The sequence below is a fragment of the Clostridium sp. genome (assembly GCF_036569345.1).
Lineage (GTDB): Bacteria > Bacillota > Clostridia > Clostridiales > Clostridiaceae > Clostridium_AD.
In genome coordinates, this window is record NZ_DATCQT010000065.1 from 1 (window position 1) to 15,219 (window position 15,219).

At 31.9% G+C, this 15,219-nt stretch carries 15 protein-coding genes; 7 read left to right on the forward strand and 8 right to left on the reverse strand.

Annotated features, from left to right (window positions below):
* Positions 1–213 (reverse strand): glucosaminidase domain-containing protein (locus VIM70_RS06585; RefSeq protein ID WP_331944946.1); only part of this gene is annotated, 213 nt, incomplete at its 3' end.
* Positions 214–422: 209 nt separating this feature from the next.
* Here VIM70_RS06585 and VIM70_RS06590 point away from each other — a divergent pair.
* Positions 423–1,883, forward strand: a complete 1,461-nt coding sequence (locus VIM70_RS06590) for a hypothetical protein (protein ID WP_331944947.1) — start codon at positions 423–425, stop codon at positions 1,881–1,883.
* Between the two features lie 17 nt (positions 1,884–1,900).
* Here VIM70_RS06590 and VIM70_RS06595 read toward each other — a convergent pair whose 3' ends face one another.
* Positions 1,901–2,557 carry a hypothetical protein gene (locus tag VIM70_RS06595; protein ID WP_331944948.1) on the reverse strand — a complete coding sequence of 219 codons (657 nt, stop codon included), beginning with the start codon at positions 2,555–2,557 and terminating at the stop codon, positions 1,901–1,903.
* 176 nt (positions 2,558–2,733) lie between these two features.
* Between VIM70_RS06595 and VIM70_RS06600 the strand changes: the two genes are divergently transcribed.
* The 3 genes from VIM70_RS06600 to VIM70_RS06610 all read left to right on the forward strand — a co-directional run bounded on the left by VIM70_RS06600 (position 2,734) and on the right by VIM70_RS06610 (position 4,748).
* On the forward strand, positions 2,734–2,982 hold the full coding sequence (locus tag VIM70_RS06600) for a hypothetical protein (protein ID WP_331944949.1): 249 nt from the start codon (positions 2,734–2,736) through the stop codon (positions 2,980–2,982).
* A gap of 96 nt (positions 2,983–3,078) precedes the next feature.
* A complete protein-coding gene (locus tag VIM70_RS06605; protein ID WP_331944950.1) occupies positions 3,079–4,158 on the forward strand; it encodes a DnaD domain protein in 1,080 nt (359 codons plus the stop codon).
* Positions 4,159–4,214: 56 nt separating this feature from the next.
* On the forward strand, positions 4,215–4,748 hold the full coding sequence (locus VIM70_RS06610; protein WP_331944951.1) for a sigma-70 family RNA polymerase sigma factor: 534 nt from the start codon (positions 4,215–4,217) through the stop codon (positions 4,746–4,748).
* 730 nt (positions 4,749–5,478) lie between these two features.
* Here VIM70_RS06610 and VIM70_RS06615 read toward each other — a convergent pair.
* The 4 genes from VIM70_RS06615 to VIM70_RS06630 form a co-directional block, all read right to left on the reverse strand.
* Positions 5,479–6,339, reverse strand: coding sequence for a phosphogluconate dehydrogenase C-terminal domain-containing protein (locus VIM70_RS06615; RefSeq protein WP_331944952.1), 861 nt, complete (start codon positions 6,337–6,339; stop codon positions 5,479–5,481).
* A gap of 19 nt (positions 6,340–6,358) precedes the next feature.
* Positions 6,359–7,294 (reverse strand): transketolase family protein, encoded by a 936-nt coding sequence (locus tag VIM70_RS06620; protein WP_331944953.1) that lies wholly within the window; start codon positions 7,292–7,294, stop codon positions 6,359–6,361.
* A complete protein-coding gene (locus VIM70_RS06625) occupies positions 7,294–8,115 on the reverse strand; it encodes a transketolase (RefSeq protein WP_331944954.1) in 822 nt (273 codons plus the stop codon). The genes VIM70_RS06620 and VIM70_RS06625 overlap by 1 nt, the downstream gene beginning before the upstream one ends.
* Positions 8,116–8,833: 718 nt before the next feature.
* Positions 8,834–9,535 carry a FadR/GntR family transcriptional regulator gene (locus VIM70_RS06630; RefSeq protein ID WP_331944955.1) on the reverse strand — a complete coding sequence of 234 codons (702 nt, stop codon included), beginning with the start codon at positions 9,533–9,535 and terminating at the stop codon, positions 8,834–8,836.
* 771 nt (positions 9,536–10,306) lie between these two features.
* On the opposite strand from VIM70_RS06630, the gene VIM70_RS06635 reads away from it, so the two are divergent.
* The 3 genes from VIM70_RS06635 to VIM70_RS06645 are packed head-to-tail and all read left to right on the forward strand — an operon-like array spanning position 10,307 to position 13,801.
* A complete protein-coding gene (locus VIM70_RS06635) occupies positions 10,307–11,638 on the forward strand; it encodes an MFS transporter (protein ID WP_331944956.1) in 1,332 nt (443 codons plus the stop codon).
* A gap of 34 nt (positions 11,639–11,672) precedes the next feature.
* Entirely contained in the window at positions 11,673–12,647 is a 975-nt protein-coding gene (locus VIM70_RS06640; RefSeq protein WP_331944957.1) for a D-2-hydroxyacid dehydrogenase, read from the forward strand.
* 14 nt (positions 12,648–12,661) lie between these two features.
* Positions 12,662–13,801: a glycerate kinase gene (locus VIM70_RS06645; RefSeq protein ID WP_331944958.1), complete on the forward strand. Its 1,140-nt coding sequence runs from the start codon at positions 12,662–12,664 to the stop codon at positions 13,799–13,801.
* 391 nt (positions 13,802–14,192) lie between these two features.
* Here VIM70_RS06645 and VIM70_RS06650 read toward each other — a convergent pair whose 3' ends face one another.
* The gene (locus VIM70_RS06650; RefSeq protein ID WP_331944959.1) at positions 14,193–14,714 is read right to left on the reverse strand and encodes a hypothetical protein; all 522 of its coding nucleotides are present in this window, start codon (positions 14,712–14,714) and stop codon (positions 14,193–14,195) included.
* A gap of 1 nt (position 14,715) precedes the next feature.
* Complete coding sequence (locus VIM70_RS06655) at positions 14,716–15,081, reverse strand: gamma-glutamylcyclotransferase family protein (protein ID WP_331944960.1); 366 nt, start codon at positions 15,079–15,081, stop codon at positions 14,716–14,718.
* Between the last annotated feature and the right edge of the window lie 138 nt (positions 15,082–15,219).

Genomic DNA, 15,219 nt, shown 5'->3' on the forward strand with positions numbered 1-15,219 from the left:
ACCACTTATAAATTCATGAGTGTTAAATTCTTGAACTTCATATCCACAACCTGCTGTCCATTTTATACCGAAGATGTTATTACCTTTAACATGCTGCAACCAGCCTGTTTCTAGTATGGCTTGAGCTATGGTTAGGGATGGTAGTATGTTGTATTTTTCATAGGATAGTAGAGCTCCTGGGATGAGACTTTTTATTATTTGGGTCTTGTCCATTTATGATTCCTCCTTTAGGGTTTTAATTTATATATATGCTACTTTGTGATAAATTCTCTTTAATGCTACAAATTAAAAACAATTAATCGATTTTAATTCAAAATAGAGGGAATATGGAACTTATATAGAATATAATTACACATTATCAAATATTATGAATTTGTATAGATTATTATATATAATTTAATCATTCAACTTAGGGGGACATTATGAGAAATAAGGAAGTGAAAGGAAACGTAAATGATTTATGCAAAGTTAATGAAGAGAGTGATATTTTTAAATTTTATAAACGAGAACTTAGAACTTCAAAACCTACCATTATTGAGTTAATAGGAACTACAGGGGCCGGAAAAACTACCTTTTGTCAGCAATTTGTGGATGAAGAAGGTAAAAGAGTGTTAAGCAAAACTATTTCGACCTCAGGAAGTGATGCTATTATTCAGACAGATATAGTTATTATTGAAGATACAAAGAATAAGCTTTTTTTAAAAGCGAGAGCAAAAAGTTACATAATTAGAGATTTAATTTTAGTAGCTCTAAGTATAGATACAGAATTCAAATTTGATGTTAAAAAAAGCATTAATGATATTGCTAATAAGGCAGGATTTAAGTATAGTAAAGATAATGAAATAAGTTATAATATTAATTTGGTTCAAGGCGTTTATAACTTATTTAGAACTAATAAGTTACTCCAAAAATTTCAGAAAATAGCCAAAGACTTACAACTAGACTTTAAGCGAAAAAATAACATTGAAGATTATATAAAAGACAACACAATAAATAAAGATCTCACTAAACTTCTTGAAGATGTAATATATTCAAAATTAAAAATAAAAAATTTTTATGGAGTTCGTCATGAAATTGCTTTAAATCATAAGAACATTTTAGAGAAAACGATAATACCTACGAATATTTTTAATAAATATAAGGAAGGGTTAGAAGAGTTTACTGAAATAGTATCATTTAGATTACTTTTTGAACAAGCAATATTGGTACTTAGATGCGGTGAAAAAGCTAAGCTAAATTTACCTGGAAAATTTAAAAAAGGAGTTGTGTTTAGAGAGGTGCTGGGTCATAAAAAAGTAGAACAAGGAGTAGCGAATAACCTTGAGGTTAATTGTAAGATATTACTTGTTCCAGCATCTACGGGTGGACAATTAGTTGATGATAGATTCGTGGAAGAATTAAATAATATTACTATGACGGAATCACAAGAAAGAATAGTTGTAATAACAAAAATTGATAAGGCAAGCTCTTATGAAGAATATACACAAAATAATTATGCTGGGTTTATCGAGAGTTTGAAGGGACAAATTGTTAATACTCATAACAGCTTAATTACTACACTAGAAGAAATACAGAAGAATAATAAAAAAACTGAATATAAAATTGACAAAAATAAAAATGTAAAAAGACTATTTAAATCATTTGATAATACATATTTATCAAAAATCACTAAAGATAAACATGGGAACTATGATTCTGAACTTCATAAAATAATATGTAAAAATAAAAGTAACGGAGAAATATCTGAAAATGATATAGAAGATATAATTATTTTAGATAATTGGCATAGTTTAATTTCAAGTACATTAGAAAAAGAAAATAAAGATTATTATTCTAAGGGTAATATAAATTTTAACATATTAGTCCCATTGAATATACTATAGAAAAAAGCTATGACAAGTTAATATTGGCATAGCTTTTCTTCTTTTGTTATTTTTCCACTGACTAAATCTATTAGCATTACGTAGAGATTCGCTCTTAAGGATTTCGGCGGATTATTAAATAAAAGGTCAAATTCATTTTTACTTCCAACGGCTACAGTTATTTTTGTATCTGGTGTAAGTTCAATAGAGGCTATTTGACCATAAACATTATAGAGTGTTCTAGAAGTAACAAAAGCTTTTATTTGAATGTACCATTTAGAATATTCCAAGTTAGTTATTTCAAGCATTAGGTCAGCAGGAGCGTCAATTGTTTTGTTTAAGCTCCACTCAAAATCTCGGGTATATAGGTCAGATAGAATAACTTGAAAGAATTTTTTATCGTTTTCTAGCGTTTGAGTTCGTTTTTGCCTCGTAGAGATTTCCTCAGTTTTTTCATCTATGTGTCCTGCTGCTAGCATTAATTCACCATATGTAACTTCATTATATGCACCACTTGCAAATTTATTAATTGTTTCGGGAGACGGAGGTGCTTTTACTAGACTACGAAGTAATCTTGAGATATGAGCTGCACTTACACCAATTGTATTTGCATATTGATTAATTGAACGATCACCTTTAGCTTTTTCTAATAATATAGCAAATGTAACTAAATCAAAATTCTCATATTCAGCCATATAATCACCTCTTTCCATACATATTATAACATTTTTTATTGTTTATAGTCAATGATATATAGATAATAATATAATTGTGTTAAAAAAGTGTTGTATGTATATAACATATATGGTATATTGTTTACAGATAATGCAAATAACTACAAACAATGTAATTTTTAAGGAGGAATATATAAATGGGTTTAAATATAGCTGCATTGAAGCTTTTAATGGATGTACAGTTCAGTAGAAGTTATACAAAACTTTCTAGAGCTATAGGGGTGGACGTAGCACATGTGTATAGAGTTTTGGTTAAGAAAAACACTCCAGGGATTAAGTTTTTTAATGGGATAATAAAATGGTGTACAGATAATCAAGTAGATTATAGAGAGTATATTTTTTTACCAATGCCATTAACTACAAACAAAGGATTAACTAAAGTATAGTAAATGAAATGGAATAAATTTAAATTTTAAATCAGGGTATGGAATCGAGGGTGTTTGTAAAATTAATTGTAATTAATATCTTAGGGGGAATAAATAATGGCTAAATACAGACAAATATATACGGAATTTTGGAGTGATAGTTTTGTGTTTGAACTAACTTCACAGGAAAAGTTTTTTTATTTATATCTTCTAACGAATACAAAATCAACACAGAGTGGAATTTACGAAATCTCTCCTAAATTCATTGCAATAGAAACAGGATATGACATAGTGGTTGTAGATCAGTTACTTAAAAAATTTTGTGATTATAAAAAGATATTATTCTGTGAAACTACAAATGAAATTATGTTGTTAAATTGGATAAAATACAATGTACCTAACAATAATAATGCAGTGATTGGTATCCAAAAGCAATTACTCCGAATTAAGAATAAAGTATTTCTTAAAATATTATTTGAAAAATGCAAGGACGCTAAATTAGATGTAGAGAAGATTTTTAAAGATATTTTTGTTGATGAACATATAGAAAGTCCTTATTTTCCCAATAACCAAAGGCCTAAGAATATTGTATCAATTATGAAGCCCCTAGATAGCTACTTAGTAGGGGCTACCAAGCCCCTACTAAGTAATAGAATAAGGAGTAAAGAAGAAGGAGTAAAAAATAAAGAACAAGGAATAAAAAGTAAAGAGCAAAGAGTAATAACTAAAGAAGAAGCAGTAATAACTAAAGAAAAGGTAATTTTCAAAGAAGAAGTAATGACTCAGGATAAAGTAATAACTAAAGTGGAAAACACTTCTGCTGCTAGTGAAGGCTTAATAACTATAATTAAGATATTCGAGGAAAATGTACATGCTATCACACCTTTGGTATATAAAAAAATATTAGAATTTACAAAACAGGTAAGTGATAAAGTCATAATTATGGCTATAACCGAGGCGGTTAATTACAATGCAAAAACAATTAAATATATCTCAAAAGTCTTAAATAGCTGGATAAGCAAGGGTATAAAAACAGCTGAGCAGGTAATTGCCTATCAAAGGCAATGGACAAGCAACAGCAGCAGTAACAATAATAATAGTGCAACAAATTACGTGAAAAGTAGCAACTTTTGTGACTACGAGCAGAGATCATATGATTTTGATATTTTAGAAAAACAATTACTTGGAATAGCTTAAAAAGCAATGATATTTAATATATTCTAAATAAAAAATTAGAAGGCGGTGCTTTATCTATGGAAAAACTAGTTGAAAAGGCTAAAAACAAAGAAATTGGAGCTACAGATGAAATAATTGAAAAGTTTAAATACCTTATATTCAAAGAGTCTTCAAGGTATCACATTCCAGGATATGAGACTCAGGACCTAATTCAGCATTCTTATCTTTCGGTGATAAAAGCTATAGCACTGTATAAACTAGGCAGCAACAGCTTTAATGGATATTGTATTAATGCAATAAAGATGAATCTCAGAGCCCTTTTAAAAGGAGAAATAAAACATTTTCGAGAAGTCCCAAACAGTAACATGATAGATTTTGATGCAGAGGAGCATTATGAATTTACCTTAGAGGATGAAGTAATAGCCTACGATGAGGTTGAAAAGTTATATGTTGCTCTTAATACACTTGAGCCTTTTGAACGTTATATACTAGAGAGATTTTATATTATGGGACACTCCCTTACAGAAATAGCTTGCACTACTGATAAAACTTACCATCAATATGCAAAAATTAAGAAAAAAGCCCTTGATAAATTAAAGGCTATTATGTAGATAGCAAACATAAATTGACCACTCCGTTACTAATTTATGTAACGGGGTCTGACCCCATAGAAGAAACTGGAAACAGTTTCTTCTTACTAATTTTTTTTGCAATTATTAAAATATTGAGTTTCTAGTAGTGATTTAAAGTTGTTAATAATATGATTTATTATTCTAAACACCAGCTTTGCAGATAATCCTGCAATGATAAGATTTTGATAACAAACTGTATGTTTTTATATGGTACTAGCTATAATTACATTAAAGTACATAACCTAACTCGAAATCAGGTAGTAAGTTTTAAAGAATTATAAATGTAGGATCATAAGTATACCTTTCCGTCCTATAAATAATTTTGTGTAAATAGAATAGAAAGTACTCTTTCTTGGCAATAATTGAGATATGTTAAATGTCTAATATTTCGAAGGGAATTTTAAGAAGTCATATCAGTGAACAAAATTTACAAACAAAATGAGATTCTAGTCGCAATGGGAGGCATGTTTAAAGACGTTCTTCAGGAGCTATTAGAAGAAGACTTACATTTCTAATCATAAAATACCCTCCAAACAAGTTAGTTAAACACTTACTTTATACCAGTAATACAAAAATAGGCTATAATTCTGTATTGAAATATAGCCGATTTTTATATTTTTAGATTTCTGTAAGTACATTCCAGCGATCTCATTTTCTATAGTCTTTTCAAAAATATTCAGTATTTTCCATCATATATTAATATTCATCTCTATATCTGCGGATTTTCGGGGTGTAGCATCGTTGCAATGACATTATCTAGCACTTCGTCATTCCAAATTTTTTTCCAGTCTTCTCTTAATACTAACTTGTTACCTAAATTTATAGCAACTTTACATGCATCTGAAACGGGCGTATCCCCTAAGAATCCGAGAAAATTTGCTGACAAATTATAAATATGTCCTGAAAGAAAAGAAATAGCTGCTTCTTTTTGAATTCCTCTTTTTTCAGCTTCTTTAACCGTTTCTGCCATAGCATAGAGACATGTGGCACCAAGTAGTTCCACTAATGTAGGTTCTAAGAATGCAACATCTCTGATTCCCATTACATAACTGTGTTCGACAGGACCATACATAATCTCAGAAACTCTTCTACAGAGTTTAAATTTTTCGTCATCGCCTTGAATCTTAGCCATAACAATATCTTGTTTTCCACCCAATCCCCCAAAGTAGTCATGTCGGGATTCATATGTGTCCTGATCAATAAAATATGATGGATGACAAGGATGTGCAATTGCGAATGTACAATCATCTCTTAAAGCTAATTCTTTTGCAACAGCAGCTGCTGGATCTAAGATTACTAAACCTGTACCTGATCGCATTGCGTCTACCACCGATTTACTAGCAATATTTATAACAGAGTCTGGAACCGCAAGTACTATAACATCTGATTTTAAAACTGCTTCTTCCATAGGAGTGATTTTAAATCCTCTTTTCAGGATGTTTTGAATTCCTGTTTCTCCACTCTCAACAAAATACAACTCAATTTCATCCGTTGCTTTTGCAAGATTATTACTTGTTCTTGTTCCCATCTTTCCACCAGCACCAATTACACTTACAACAATTTTACTCATAACAATACCTCCATATAATTTATTTTAAATTTTCTTTTATTGTATCAGCTATTTTTTCAGGTCCAAATCCATAAAAATCCAATAATTTGTCAGCAGGCCCTGATTCTCCAAAGGTTGTTAGACCAATTCGTTTTACACTTACAGGTTTATTTTCACAAGCAAGTTTACATATGAAACTTCCTAGACCTCCATTTACATTATGATCCTCTACTGTAACAATCTTGTTTGAATTATTCATAAGTGAAATTAACTTATCATTATTTGATCCGTATAAAATATTTACATCGCCTACTGTAACTTTTATTCCTTCTTTTAATAGAATCTCGGCAGCTTGGAGAACTCTATCTAATATAAATCCACTTGCCAATACTAATGTATCGTTACCATATTCTTTTAAGACTGTAACACCATCCATATTAAAGGGGGTGCCTTTTTCGTATATGTCTGCCTCTCTCCCACTTCCAGCTCTAATATATACAGGACCATTAATTTCGGCGGATTTTTTTACTGCATCATATGTCTGAGTAGCATCTGCTGGTGTAAATATTGTGAAATTTGGTATGCTTGATAAAGTTCCTATATCTTCATAAAACTGATGAGTTACACCCTCCCTCTCTCCACCACATAATCCTGAGTTTATTCCAACGAATTTAACATTTAAATTAGGATATGCTACAAAAGTTCTCATCTGTTCACAAGCACGCATCGTCATAAATCCTGAATAAGTTCCTACAAAAGGAATTTGGCCACAACTGGCTAATCCTGCTGCAACGGCAACTGCATTTTGTTCTGCAATACCAACTTCTACATAAGAATCAGGATAATCATCTGCGAACTTAGTAGCTCTCATTGCCTTCAAAGAATCTGGTGAAACAAACATAATTCTCTTATCGTTTTTAACTAAATCATATAATGAAGCTGCAAATGCCTCTCTTGTACCTTTATAATCTGCCATTAGTTAATACCTCCTAATTCTTCGACTGCAATCTTATATTGCTCTTCTGTAGGAACACCTTTATGCCATGAATTATCATTTTCCATAAAAGACAATCCTTTTCCTTTTATGCAATTACATATAATTGCACTTGGTTTGCCTTTGGTTGTTTTTGCAACTTTTATAGCTTCTTTTATTTGATCAACGTTGTGGCCATCTATTTCTTGAACGTGCCAGTTGAATGCCTCGAACTTTTCTTTTATATTATTACTTCCAATGGTATCTTCAACTAAGCCACCACTTTGCCAACCATTTTTATCCACAAATACGATTAAATTATCGAGTTTTTTTGCAGCCCCGGTATTAAGGCCTTCCCAAACTATACCCTCTTGGATTTCCCCATCTCCAACTATAACAAAAACATTGTAGTCTTTCTTATTATATTTACCAGCTATTGCCATGCCACATCCAATAGAAATACCATTTCCTAAAGATCCAGTAGTCATATCAACTCCAGCTGTTTTATTCATAACAGGATGACCTTGAAATACACTTCCTAATGATCTAAGCTTAAAATTTTTAATTTTTTCTCCAAAATAACCTCGTTCTGAAAGTGCAGCATAATAAATTGGACAAGAATGTCCTTTTGAAAGAATAAATCTATCTCGGTCTTCCCATTTAGGGTTTTGTGGGTCAATGTTCATTTCATCAAAATATAAGGTTGTAACGATATCTGCGATAGATAATGCAGGCCCTGGATGACCATCTTTACCTTCATAGACCATTCTTACCGCTTCAAGTCTCAACTTGTTTGCTAAATTTTTTATTTGTTCAGAATTCATTTAATATCACTCCTTAAGTGTTTATTTGTTAAGCGTTATTTAATATTCTTTTTAATTTTTTAAATTTTTAAATTATTGGTAACCATGTAATTATAGAGGAGCGTTGGATTTCATCATTCATTTAACTCACTTCTTTCAGTTTCAATACATCAAACGTCATATGTATGATGTATTGTAATTACAATATCATACATATATAACTATGTCAATAACGTTTACATTGTTATATAAATAATTCAAATAATTTATAACTTCAAGAATTAATTAAATATATAACATTTTATATTATTTCAAACTTAACCTAAAAATGATAAAAAATTATATGAATAAGTAATAAGTTTATATTACATACAAAGAACTAAACCGCTAAAAACGGTATATGGTGATAGTTTTTAGCGGCTCAACATCAGTATCCGAACCTATTCAAATAACGAACTTTATCTATATATGCTGTGAATATAAGTTTAATTCTATAAAATGTTTGGAAATGTTTTTACTTCTTTTGCCACTCTAAATTTATACGCAGAATCATATCTAATGTACGATTTTATATAAAAGATTACATTTCTAAACACAATAAAATAACTAGCTGAGATCAGCTAGTTATTCGTTGTTCAATATAACACATTATACTTTACTATATAAAGTTCGTGTTCTCCGAGGGGCAAACAAACTTCAACCTATAGCCGGAGATACAACAAATATTAATGTCGTTTTTTTAAGTAGACATTAAATCTATCCATACACTAACTGAATTTTCAATAGCCTTAATTGCTTTATCCAAATTCTTTTCTTTTAGGCAATCTAGTATTTCTTTATGGATATGAAGTGCATTTAGACCATACTTTTGGTTTTCATGAGTTTTCTCTATGGACGGTTCAAAAAATTTAACTATAAATTCATAGGTCTTCTCAATAAGTTTATTTTTTGTAGCATTTCCCAAAGCGGCATGGAAATTTAAATCACTTTTTGTTAAAGAAGTAGGATCTATTTCAGCATTCTTAACCTTCTGTTCCATCTCAAGATAAGCATGTTCAATTTTTTTTAGAGCATCTTCATCAGCATTCTTAATTATTAATTTTATTACCTCAATCTCCATTATTTGACGAAATTCCGCGAGTTCTTCCAAATCAGGTTCAGCCAAAATAAAGCTGAATAAAAGCGGGTCAAATAAAGCAGTACCAAGTGAAGTTGCAATATAAGTGCCATCTCCTTGTTTTACTTCAACAATTCCAAAGGCTGATAATATTTTCATAGCCTCTCGAATTGAACCACGACTTACAGCTAAACTTTTTGCCAAATCCATTTCATTAGGTAATCGGTCTCCAGGCAGTAGCTGTTTTGTAAGAAGCAATCTTTTAATATTATTAATTACTACATCAACAGCAGACTCTTTATTTTGTGGAATAAATCGATTCATATATAATTCCTCCATAAATTTCAAATACTTCAAGCAAGATTTTCAAAAGATACGTTATGAATGTGTCATATGGGATAATCATAACATTGTACGAACATTACAGCTTTCATTGATTATTCTTATAACATACTATAAATAGTACTATATGCAACAAAATAAATCAATAATTAATATAAGCCTAGAATATAATGGTGCATAGAGGAAGGGCACTTGATATAATCCCCTTAAATAAATAATAAAAATCTGTCTAATTTAAGGGGAGCACTTTTATGTAATTTGGTATATTTAATTTCTTTCTGTTGAACTTTTGGAAAAACCTTTAAAATACTTTTATAATAATTTTAACATCATAATGCAATTAAAATTTAATTGCATTATGATGTTATTAGGTTTTTTTCTTGTAATTATAGCCTAAACAAAAAGTACAAGTTGTATTAAATACATCTTGTACTTTTCTATACATATTTATAGTTGCCGATTTTCATGTTCAAAAGAGCTAATTTACTGCAATTATAAATGTCATATAACAATATGAACGTTATTGACATTGTTATACATGTATGATATTGTAAATTAATACATCATACGTATGATGTTTAGACATTATAATTGAGAGGAGTGAGTTAAATGAATGATGAAACCCGACGCTTATAAGAATAGGATATTGTTCTCATGAAATTCTATGTACACTTAACTAATTCTTATCTTCCCATTTTAAAAAAGTTATGTAAACGATTAATGTTAAATAAGTAAATGTAAGAGGAGGAAATAATGGCAAATGTATCTATTGATGAAGAAAAGGTAATAAAAAAGTTAATGGTGAAAATAATCCCATTTATTATGTTGTTATTTGCAACTGCAATTGTTGATCGCGTAAACGTTGGATTTGCAGCATTGGAAATGAATAAAGCATTAGGAGTTAGTTCCAGTATGTATGGATTTATTTCAGGTATTTTCTTTATATCGTACTTTATTTGTGAGGTTCCTAGTAACGTTATAATGCATAAAGTTGGTGCTCGTCGTTGGATAGCACGTATTCTTATATCTTGGGGAATAATAACTATAATCATAGGATTTGCTCAAAACCCAACACAGTTAGGTGCACTTAGATTTCTTCTTGGTGCCGCTGAGGCTGGTTTCTACCCTTCTATTATATTATATCTGACTTATTGGTTCCCTTCACGGTATATGGCTAAAGCAGTTGCAACATTTATGGTAGCTCAAGCCATTGCAAATATTGTTGTAGGTCCTCTTTCTGCTTGGATATTGGATAATATTAGTTGGGCTGGTATGGCTGGATGGCGTTGGTTGTTCATATTTGAAGGAATTCCTGCTGTTATATTTGGGATAATAACTATATTTGTAATGGTTGATAGACCATCTCAAGCTAAGTTTTTGACCTCAGAAGAAAAGGAATGGCTTCTAGGTGAATTAAAAACTGAACTTCAATCAAAAACCGGTGAAGCAAAAATTTCTAAGTGGGCAGTATTAAAGCAGCCTCGAGTATGGCATCTTGCCCTTGCATTCTTCTGCTATGTAAGTGCAAACTATGGCCTTAGTTTATGGTTACCTCAGATTATCAAGGGACTATCTACTGTTCTTACCAACACACAAATTGGATTAGTTTCTATGCTGCCTTATATATGTGGTGCAATTGCTATGTTTGCTAATGGTAGACACTCAGATAAAGTTATGGAACGTCGCTTGCATATAGGTTTACCAATTATAGTTACTTTCTTTGGACTAATTGCTTTAACAAGAACACACAATTTATGGCTTTCATTGTTCTTCGTCTGCTGTAGTACCTCAGGTATGTATGCATTCGTAGGAACCTTTTGGACTATCCCTACTGCCTTCCTTGGTGAAGCATCGGCTGCGGTTGGAATAGCGGTTATTAACGCTTTTGCAAATTTAGGGGGTTTTGGTGGACCGTATCTTGTAGGATGGTTAAAGGAACGTACTGGATCTACAAACGCAGGCATGTATGTTCTTGCTGCTTTTGCATTGTTAGCGTCTATTTTGATATTGCTTATACCAAAAGATACAGAAAAAGTTGCAACTAAACACGTGACATCCGCTGATAAAAATAATATTAAGGCATAATAAAAATTAAAAATGTAAACGGAGGATTAAAAAAATGAAAATAGTTGTTTTAGATGGGTATACACTAAATCCTGGAGATATATCGTGGGAAGGCTTAAAAAAAATCGGAGATTTGACTGTTTATGATCGTACAGAATACGACAAGAATGGAGAAATGTTGATAATAGAAAGGGTTGGAGATGCAGAAGTAGTTTTTACTAATAAAACACCTTTGTCAAGAGAATCCATGGATAAAATGCCTAATTTAAAGTTTATCGGAGTGTTAGCAACAGGATATAATGTAGTAGATGTAGAAGCGGCAAAGGAAAACGGAATTGTAGTAACTAACATTCCGACATATGGTACAAATTCTGTGGGGCAGATGGCAATAGCGCTTTTACTTGAAATGTGTCATCATGTAGGAGCTCATAGTGAGTCAGTAAAAGCAGGGGAATGGGAAAATAATGTTGATTGGTGCTACTGGAATTATCCATTAATTGAGCTTTCAGGAAAAACAATGGGAGTAATTGGATACGGAAGAATTGGACAATCAACAGGTAGAATAGCTCAAGCCTTAGGAATGAATGTAGTAGCTTTTGATTCATATCAAAACAAGGCCTTGGAGTGTGAGACAATGAAGTATGTAGACCTCGATACTTTATTTACTAATTCTGATGTGATAACTTTACACTGCCCACTATTTGAAAGTACAAATGGTATAATAAATAAGGATACAATTGCAAAAATGAAGGACGGAGTTATGATTATAAATAACTCAAGAGGACCATTGATTATAGAAGAAGACTTGGCAGAGGCATTAAATAGTGGAAAAGTAGGTGGCGCAGCAGTTGACGTTGTATCAAGTGAACCAATAAATGCAGATAATCCGCTATTACAGGCCAAAAACTGTATTATTACGCCACACATTTCATGGGCACCAGTAGAGTCAAGACAGCGTCTTATGGATATTGCAGTAGACAATCTTGTTAAATTCCTCTCAGCAGAACCTGTGAATGTTGTAAACAAATAAGGAGTGGTGAGACTATGAAATTTGTAATTGCACCCGATTCATTTAAGGGCAGCCTAAGTGCTCAAGAGGTAGCCGATAGCTTAGAACAAGGAATAAAAAAGGTCTTTGGTGAAGCCACTGTAGTAAAAGTACCAATGGCGGATGGTGGCGAGGGTACAGTTCAGTCGTTGGTGGACGGAACATCTGGAGAAATAATCAAAGTAAAAGTAAAAGACCCTCTCATGAGAGAAATCGATTCGTTTTACGGTATTCTTGGTGATGGGAAAACAGCAGTAATAGAGATGGCAGCTGCTTCTGGATTGCCACTATTATCAAAGGAAGAAAGAAATCCAATTATAGCAACTACCTACGGCACTGGTGAACTTATAAAACATGCTCTAAGCCGTGGCTGTAGGAATATAATTATAGGGATAGGTGGAAGTGCTACCAATGATGGAGGAGCTGGTATGGTTCAAGCATTGGGTGTCAGGCTAACGGATGAAAATGGTAAAGAACTAAGTTTTGGAGGTGGAGAGCTTCATAAACTTCATAAGATAGATATATCAGGGATTGATTTCAGAATAAGAGAGTGTACCATAACTGTTGCTTGTGATGTGGATAATCCCCTCTGTGGGCCTAAAGGTGCGGCCTATGTTTTTGGATCACAAAAGGGTGCGGATAAAAAAACTATAGAGATTTTGGATAAAAATCTAATCAATTATGCAAAGGTTATAAAAAATGATTTGAACATAGACATATTAGATGTTCCTGGCGCAGGTGCTGCAGGAGGTCTGGGTGGAGCACTGATTGCATTCCTTAATGCAAAGCTAAAAAGAGGAATAGATATTGTAATTGATGCAACAGGTCTCGAGGATAAGATAAAGGATGCTGATCTAGTAATTACGGGAGAAGGAATGATAGATTTCCAAACTGCATTTGGAAAAACACCCTTTGGTGTTGCAAAAGTAGCTAAAAAGTATGGCATTCCAGTAATAGCAATAGCAGGTGGAATAGGAAGAGAGGCTGAAACACTTTATGAAAAAGGGTTTGACAGCATTTTTTCAATAGTAGAAGGGCCTATATCTCTTGAAGAGGCAATGGCTAACGGAAAACCATTACTGAAAAAAGCTTCAGAGCGAATAATGCGGTTGCTAAAGATAAGTATCCTTAAATAGGATATCTATCCTTATGTTAAGGAGCTACGCTAAGATAGAAGTAGAGTCATGATGGCATCTCATGAATTATGGTGCATACTTTTGTTCTGATATATAGTTAGTTCTTTTAGACACAAAAATGTTCCCCTTTCTAGTAACAGATTTTTATTAGTTGGTGATTTAGAGAAGAAGTAGGGTTAGTTGAGAGGCTGTAGAAATAATAGAACCATATAAAATAGTGAAAGGGATTTCCAGATTAAACAGGAAATCCCTTTAAACATATATAGATTAAAATAATTAAGCAGAATAAAGACTTAATAATAATTATCCTTAATTATAGTGCAATTATCAAATGATAAAACAAAGTAGGTGTAACATATAAAATATCCTGTGGAGCCTTGTGCAATTAAACCTACAAATTATTTATACTTAATTTCAGATAATTTTCTAGTACCTCCTTCGATAGATTTGGATAAGTTTCGCTAATCCCGTATTCAATTACTTTTAAATATTTCTGCACAGGCAAATTTCTAGTGAACATCTTTGAATGCGTAAAGGTCTTTATGGTTACCCCATTAAATGTTCCTAAATTTATTATAAGGTCATACCATATTGAGCTTTCTTGTTCATTTATATCATTAAATTGTTCTTCAGTTATAAGATACATTCTGCCAAGAGTATTTGTGTTATCATTTCTTTTAGGTTCGAGAAAAGCAACTCCTCCACCTTCCCAGCTTCCTGAACTGTTTCCAAAGTATAATTTATAAGGAATGTTAATAGGTTTATCCTCTAAAGGAGCACTTTTGTCATTGCATGGTGTATATTTTTTATTATTAAATCGACTAAATCCACCTTGAATATAAAGCATAAACCGTTCTCTTAAAATATTTGAGCCATAACAGGCATACCACACATATTTTTTATTCACATCCATTTTATACGCCTCTTTTCCAAGGTTGTAAGGCATAGCTGATTTTTTGCACACCAGTTATAGTGTGATTCCATATATATACAAAACCTTGTATAGTTTCATTATTTAATTGTAGGTCTACCATTTTCCTGATATATAAGCTACCTTCACCTTCAAGGTTATCAAGCTTTCTTAAAGTTTTTTCATCCACACAGTATACTTCACCTTTTACCTTTTCAGATTGTTCTGTAACTATTCCAGGGAAAGAACTGACGCAGTACATTGCGTAGCCTACTAATTCTGCTTCTCCAAGAAATTTTGATTTGGAAAGATAGTAGCTGTGATTTATGCGGCCTCTCATCAATGTGCCATATACAAAAACTTTTATCATTATAATTCACCCCATGTTGAAATGCTTCTGGTCCATTCACTGTAATTGCGCGAGAAAATGGATTTTGTAACTTCTATATCCATGTCGTAGTTCAATACCTTTTGAATTTGCATCTCCAAACTTGAATTATGGAATAAT

Coding starts and splice junctions, on each gene's coding strand:
- VIM70_RS06590 (WP_331944947.1), top strand. CDS start 423: ATGAGAAATAAGGAAGTGAAAGGAAACGTAAATGATTTATGCAAAGTT.
- VIM70_RS06635 (WP_331944956.1), top strand. CDS start 10,307: ATGGCAAATGTATCTATTGATGAAGAAAAGGTAATAAAAAAGTTAATG.
- VIM70_RS06605 (WP_331944950.1), top strand. CDS start 3,079: ATGGCTAAATACAGACAAATATATACGGAATTTTGGAGTGATAGTTTT.
- VIM70_RS06595 (WP_331944948.1), bottom strand. CDS start 2,557: ATGGCTGAATATGAGAATTTTGATTTAGTTACATTTGCTATATTATTA.
- VIM70_RS06650 (WP_331944959.1), bottom strand. CDS start 14,714: ATGGATGTGAATAAAAAATATGTGTGGTATGCCTGTTATGGCTCAAAT.
- VIM70_RS06655 (WP_331944960.1), bottom strand. CDS start 15,081: ATGATAAAAGTTTTTGTATATGGCACATTGATGAGAGGCCGCATAAAT.
- VIM70_RS06640 (WP_331944957.1), top strand. CDS start 11,673: ATGAAAATAGTTGTTTTAGATGGGTATACACTAAATCCTGGAGATATA.
- VIM70_RS06600 (WP_331944949.1), top strand. CDS start 2,734: ATGGGTTTAAATATAGCTGCATTGAAGCTTTTAATGGATGTACAGTTC.
- VIM70_RS06625 (WP_331944954.1), bottom strand. CDS start 8,115: ATGAATTCTGAACAAATAAAAAATTTAGCAAACAAGTTGAGACTTGAA.
- VIM70_RS06610 (WP_331944951.1), top strand. CDS start 4,215: ATGGAAAAACTAGTTGAAAAGGCTAAAAACAAAGAAATTGGAGCTACA.
- VIM70_RS06620 (WP_331944953.1), bottom strand. CDS start 7,294: ATGGCAGATTATAAAGGTACAAGAGAGGCATTTGCAGCTTCATTATAT.
- VIM70_RS06645 (WP_331944958.1), top strand. CDS start 12,662: ATGAAATTTGTAATTGCACCCGATTCATTTAAGGGCAGCCTAAGTGCT.
- VIM70_RS06615 (WP_331944952.1), bottom strand. CDS start 6,339: ATGAGTAAAATTGTTGTAAGTGTAATTGGTGCTGGTGGAAAGATGGGA.
- VIM70_RS06630 (WP_331944955.1), bottom strand. CDS start 9,535: ATGAATCGATTTATTCCACAAAATAAAGAGTCTGCTGTTGATGTAGTA.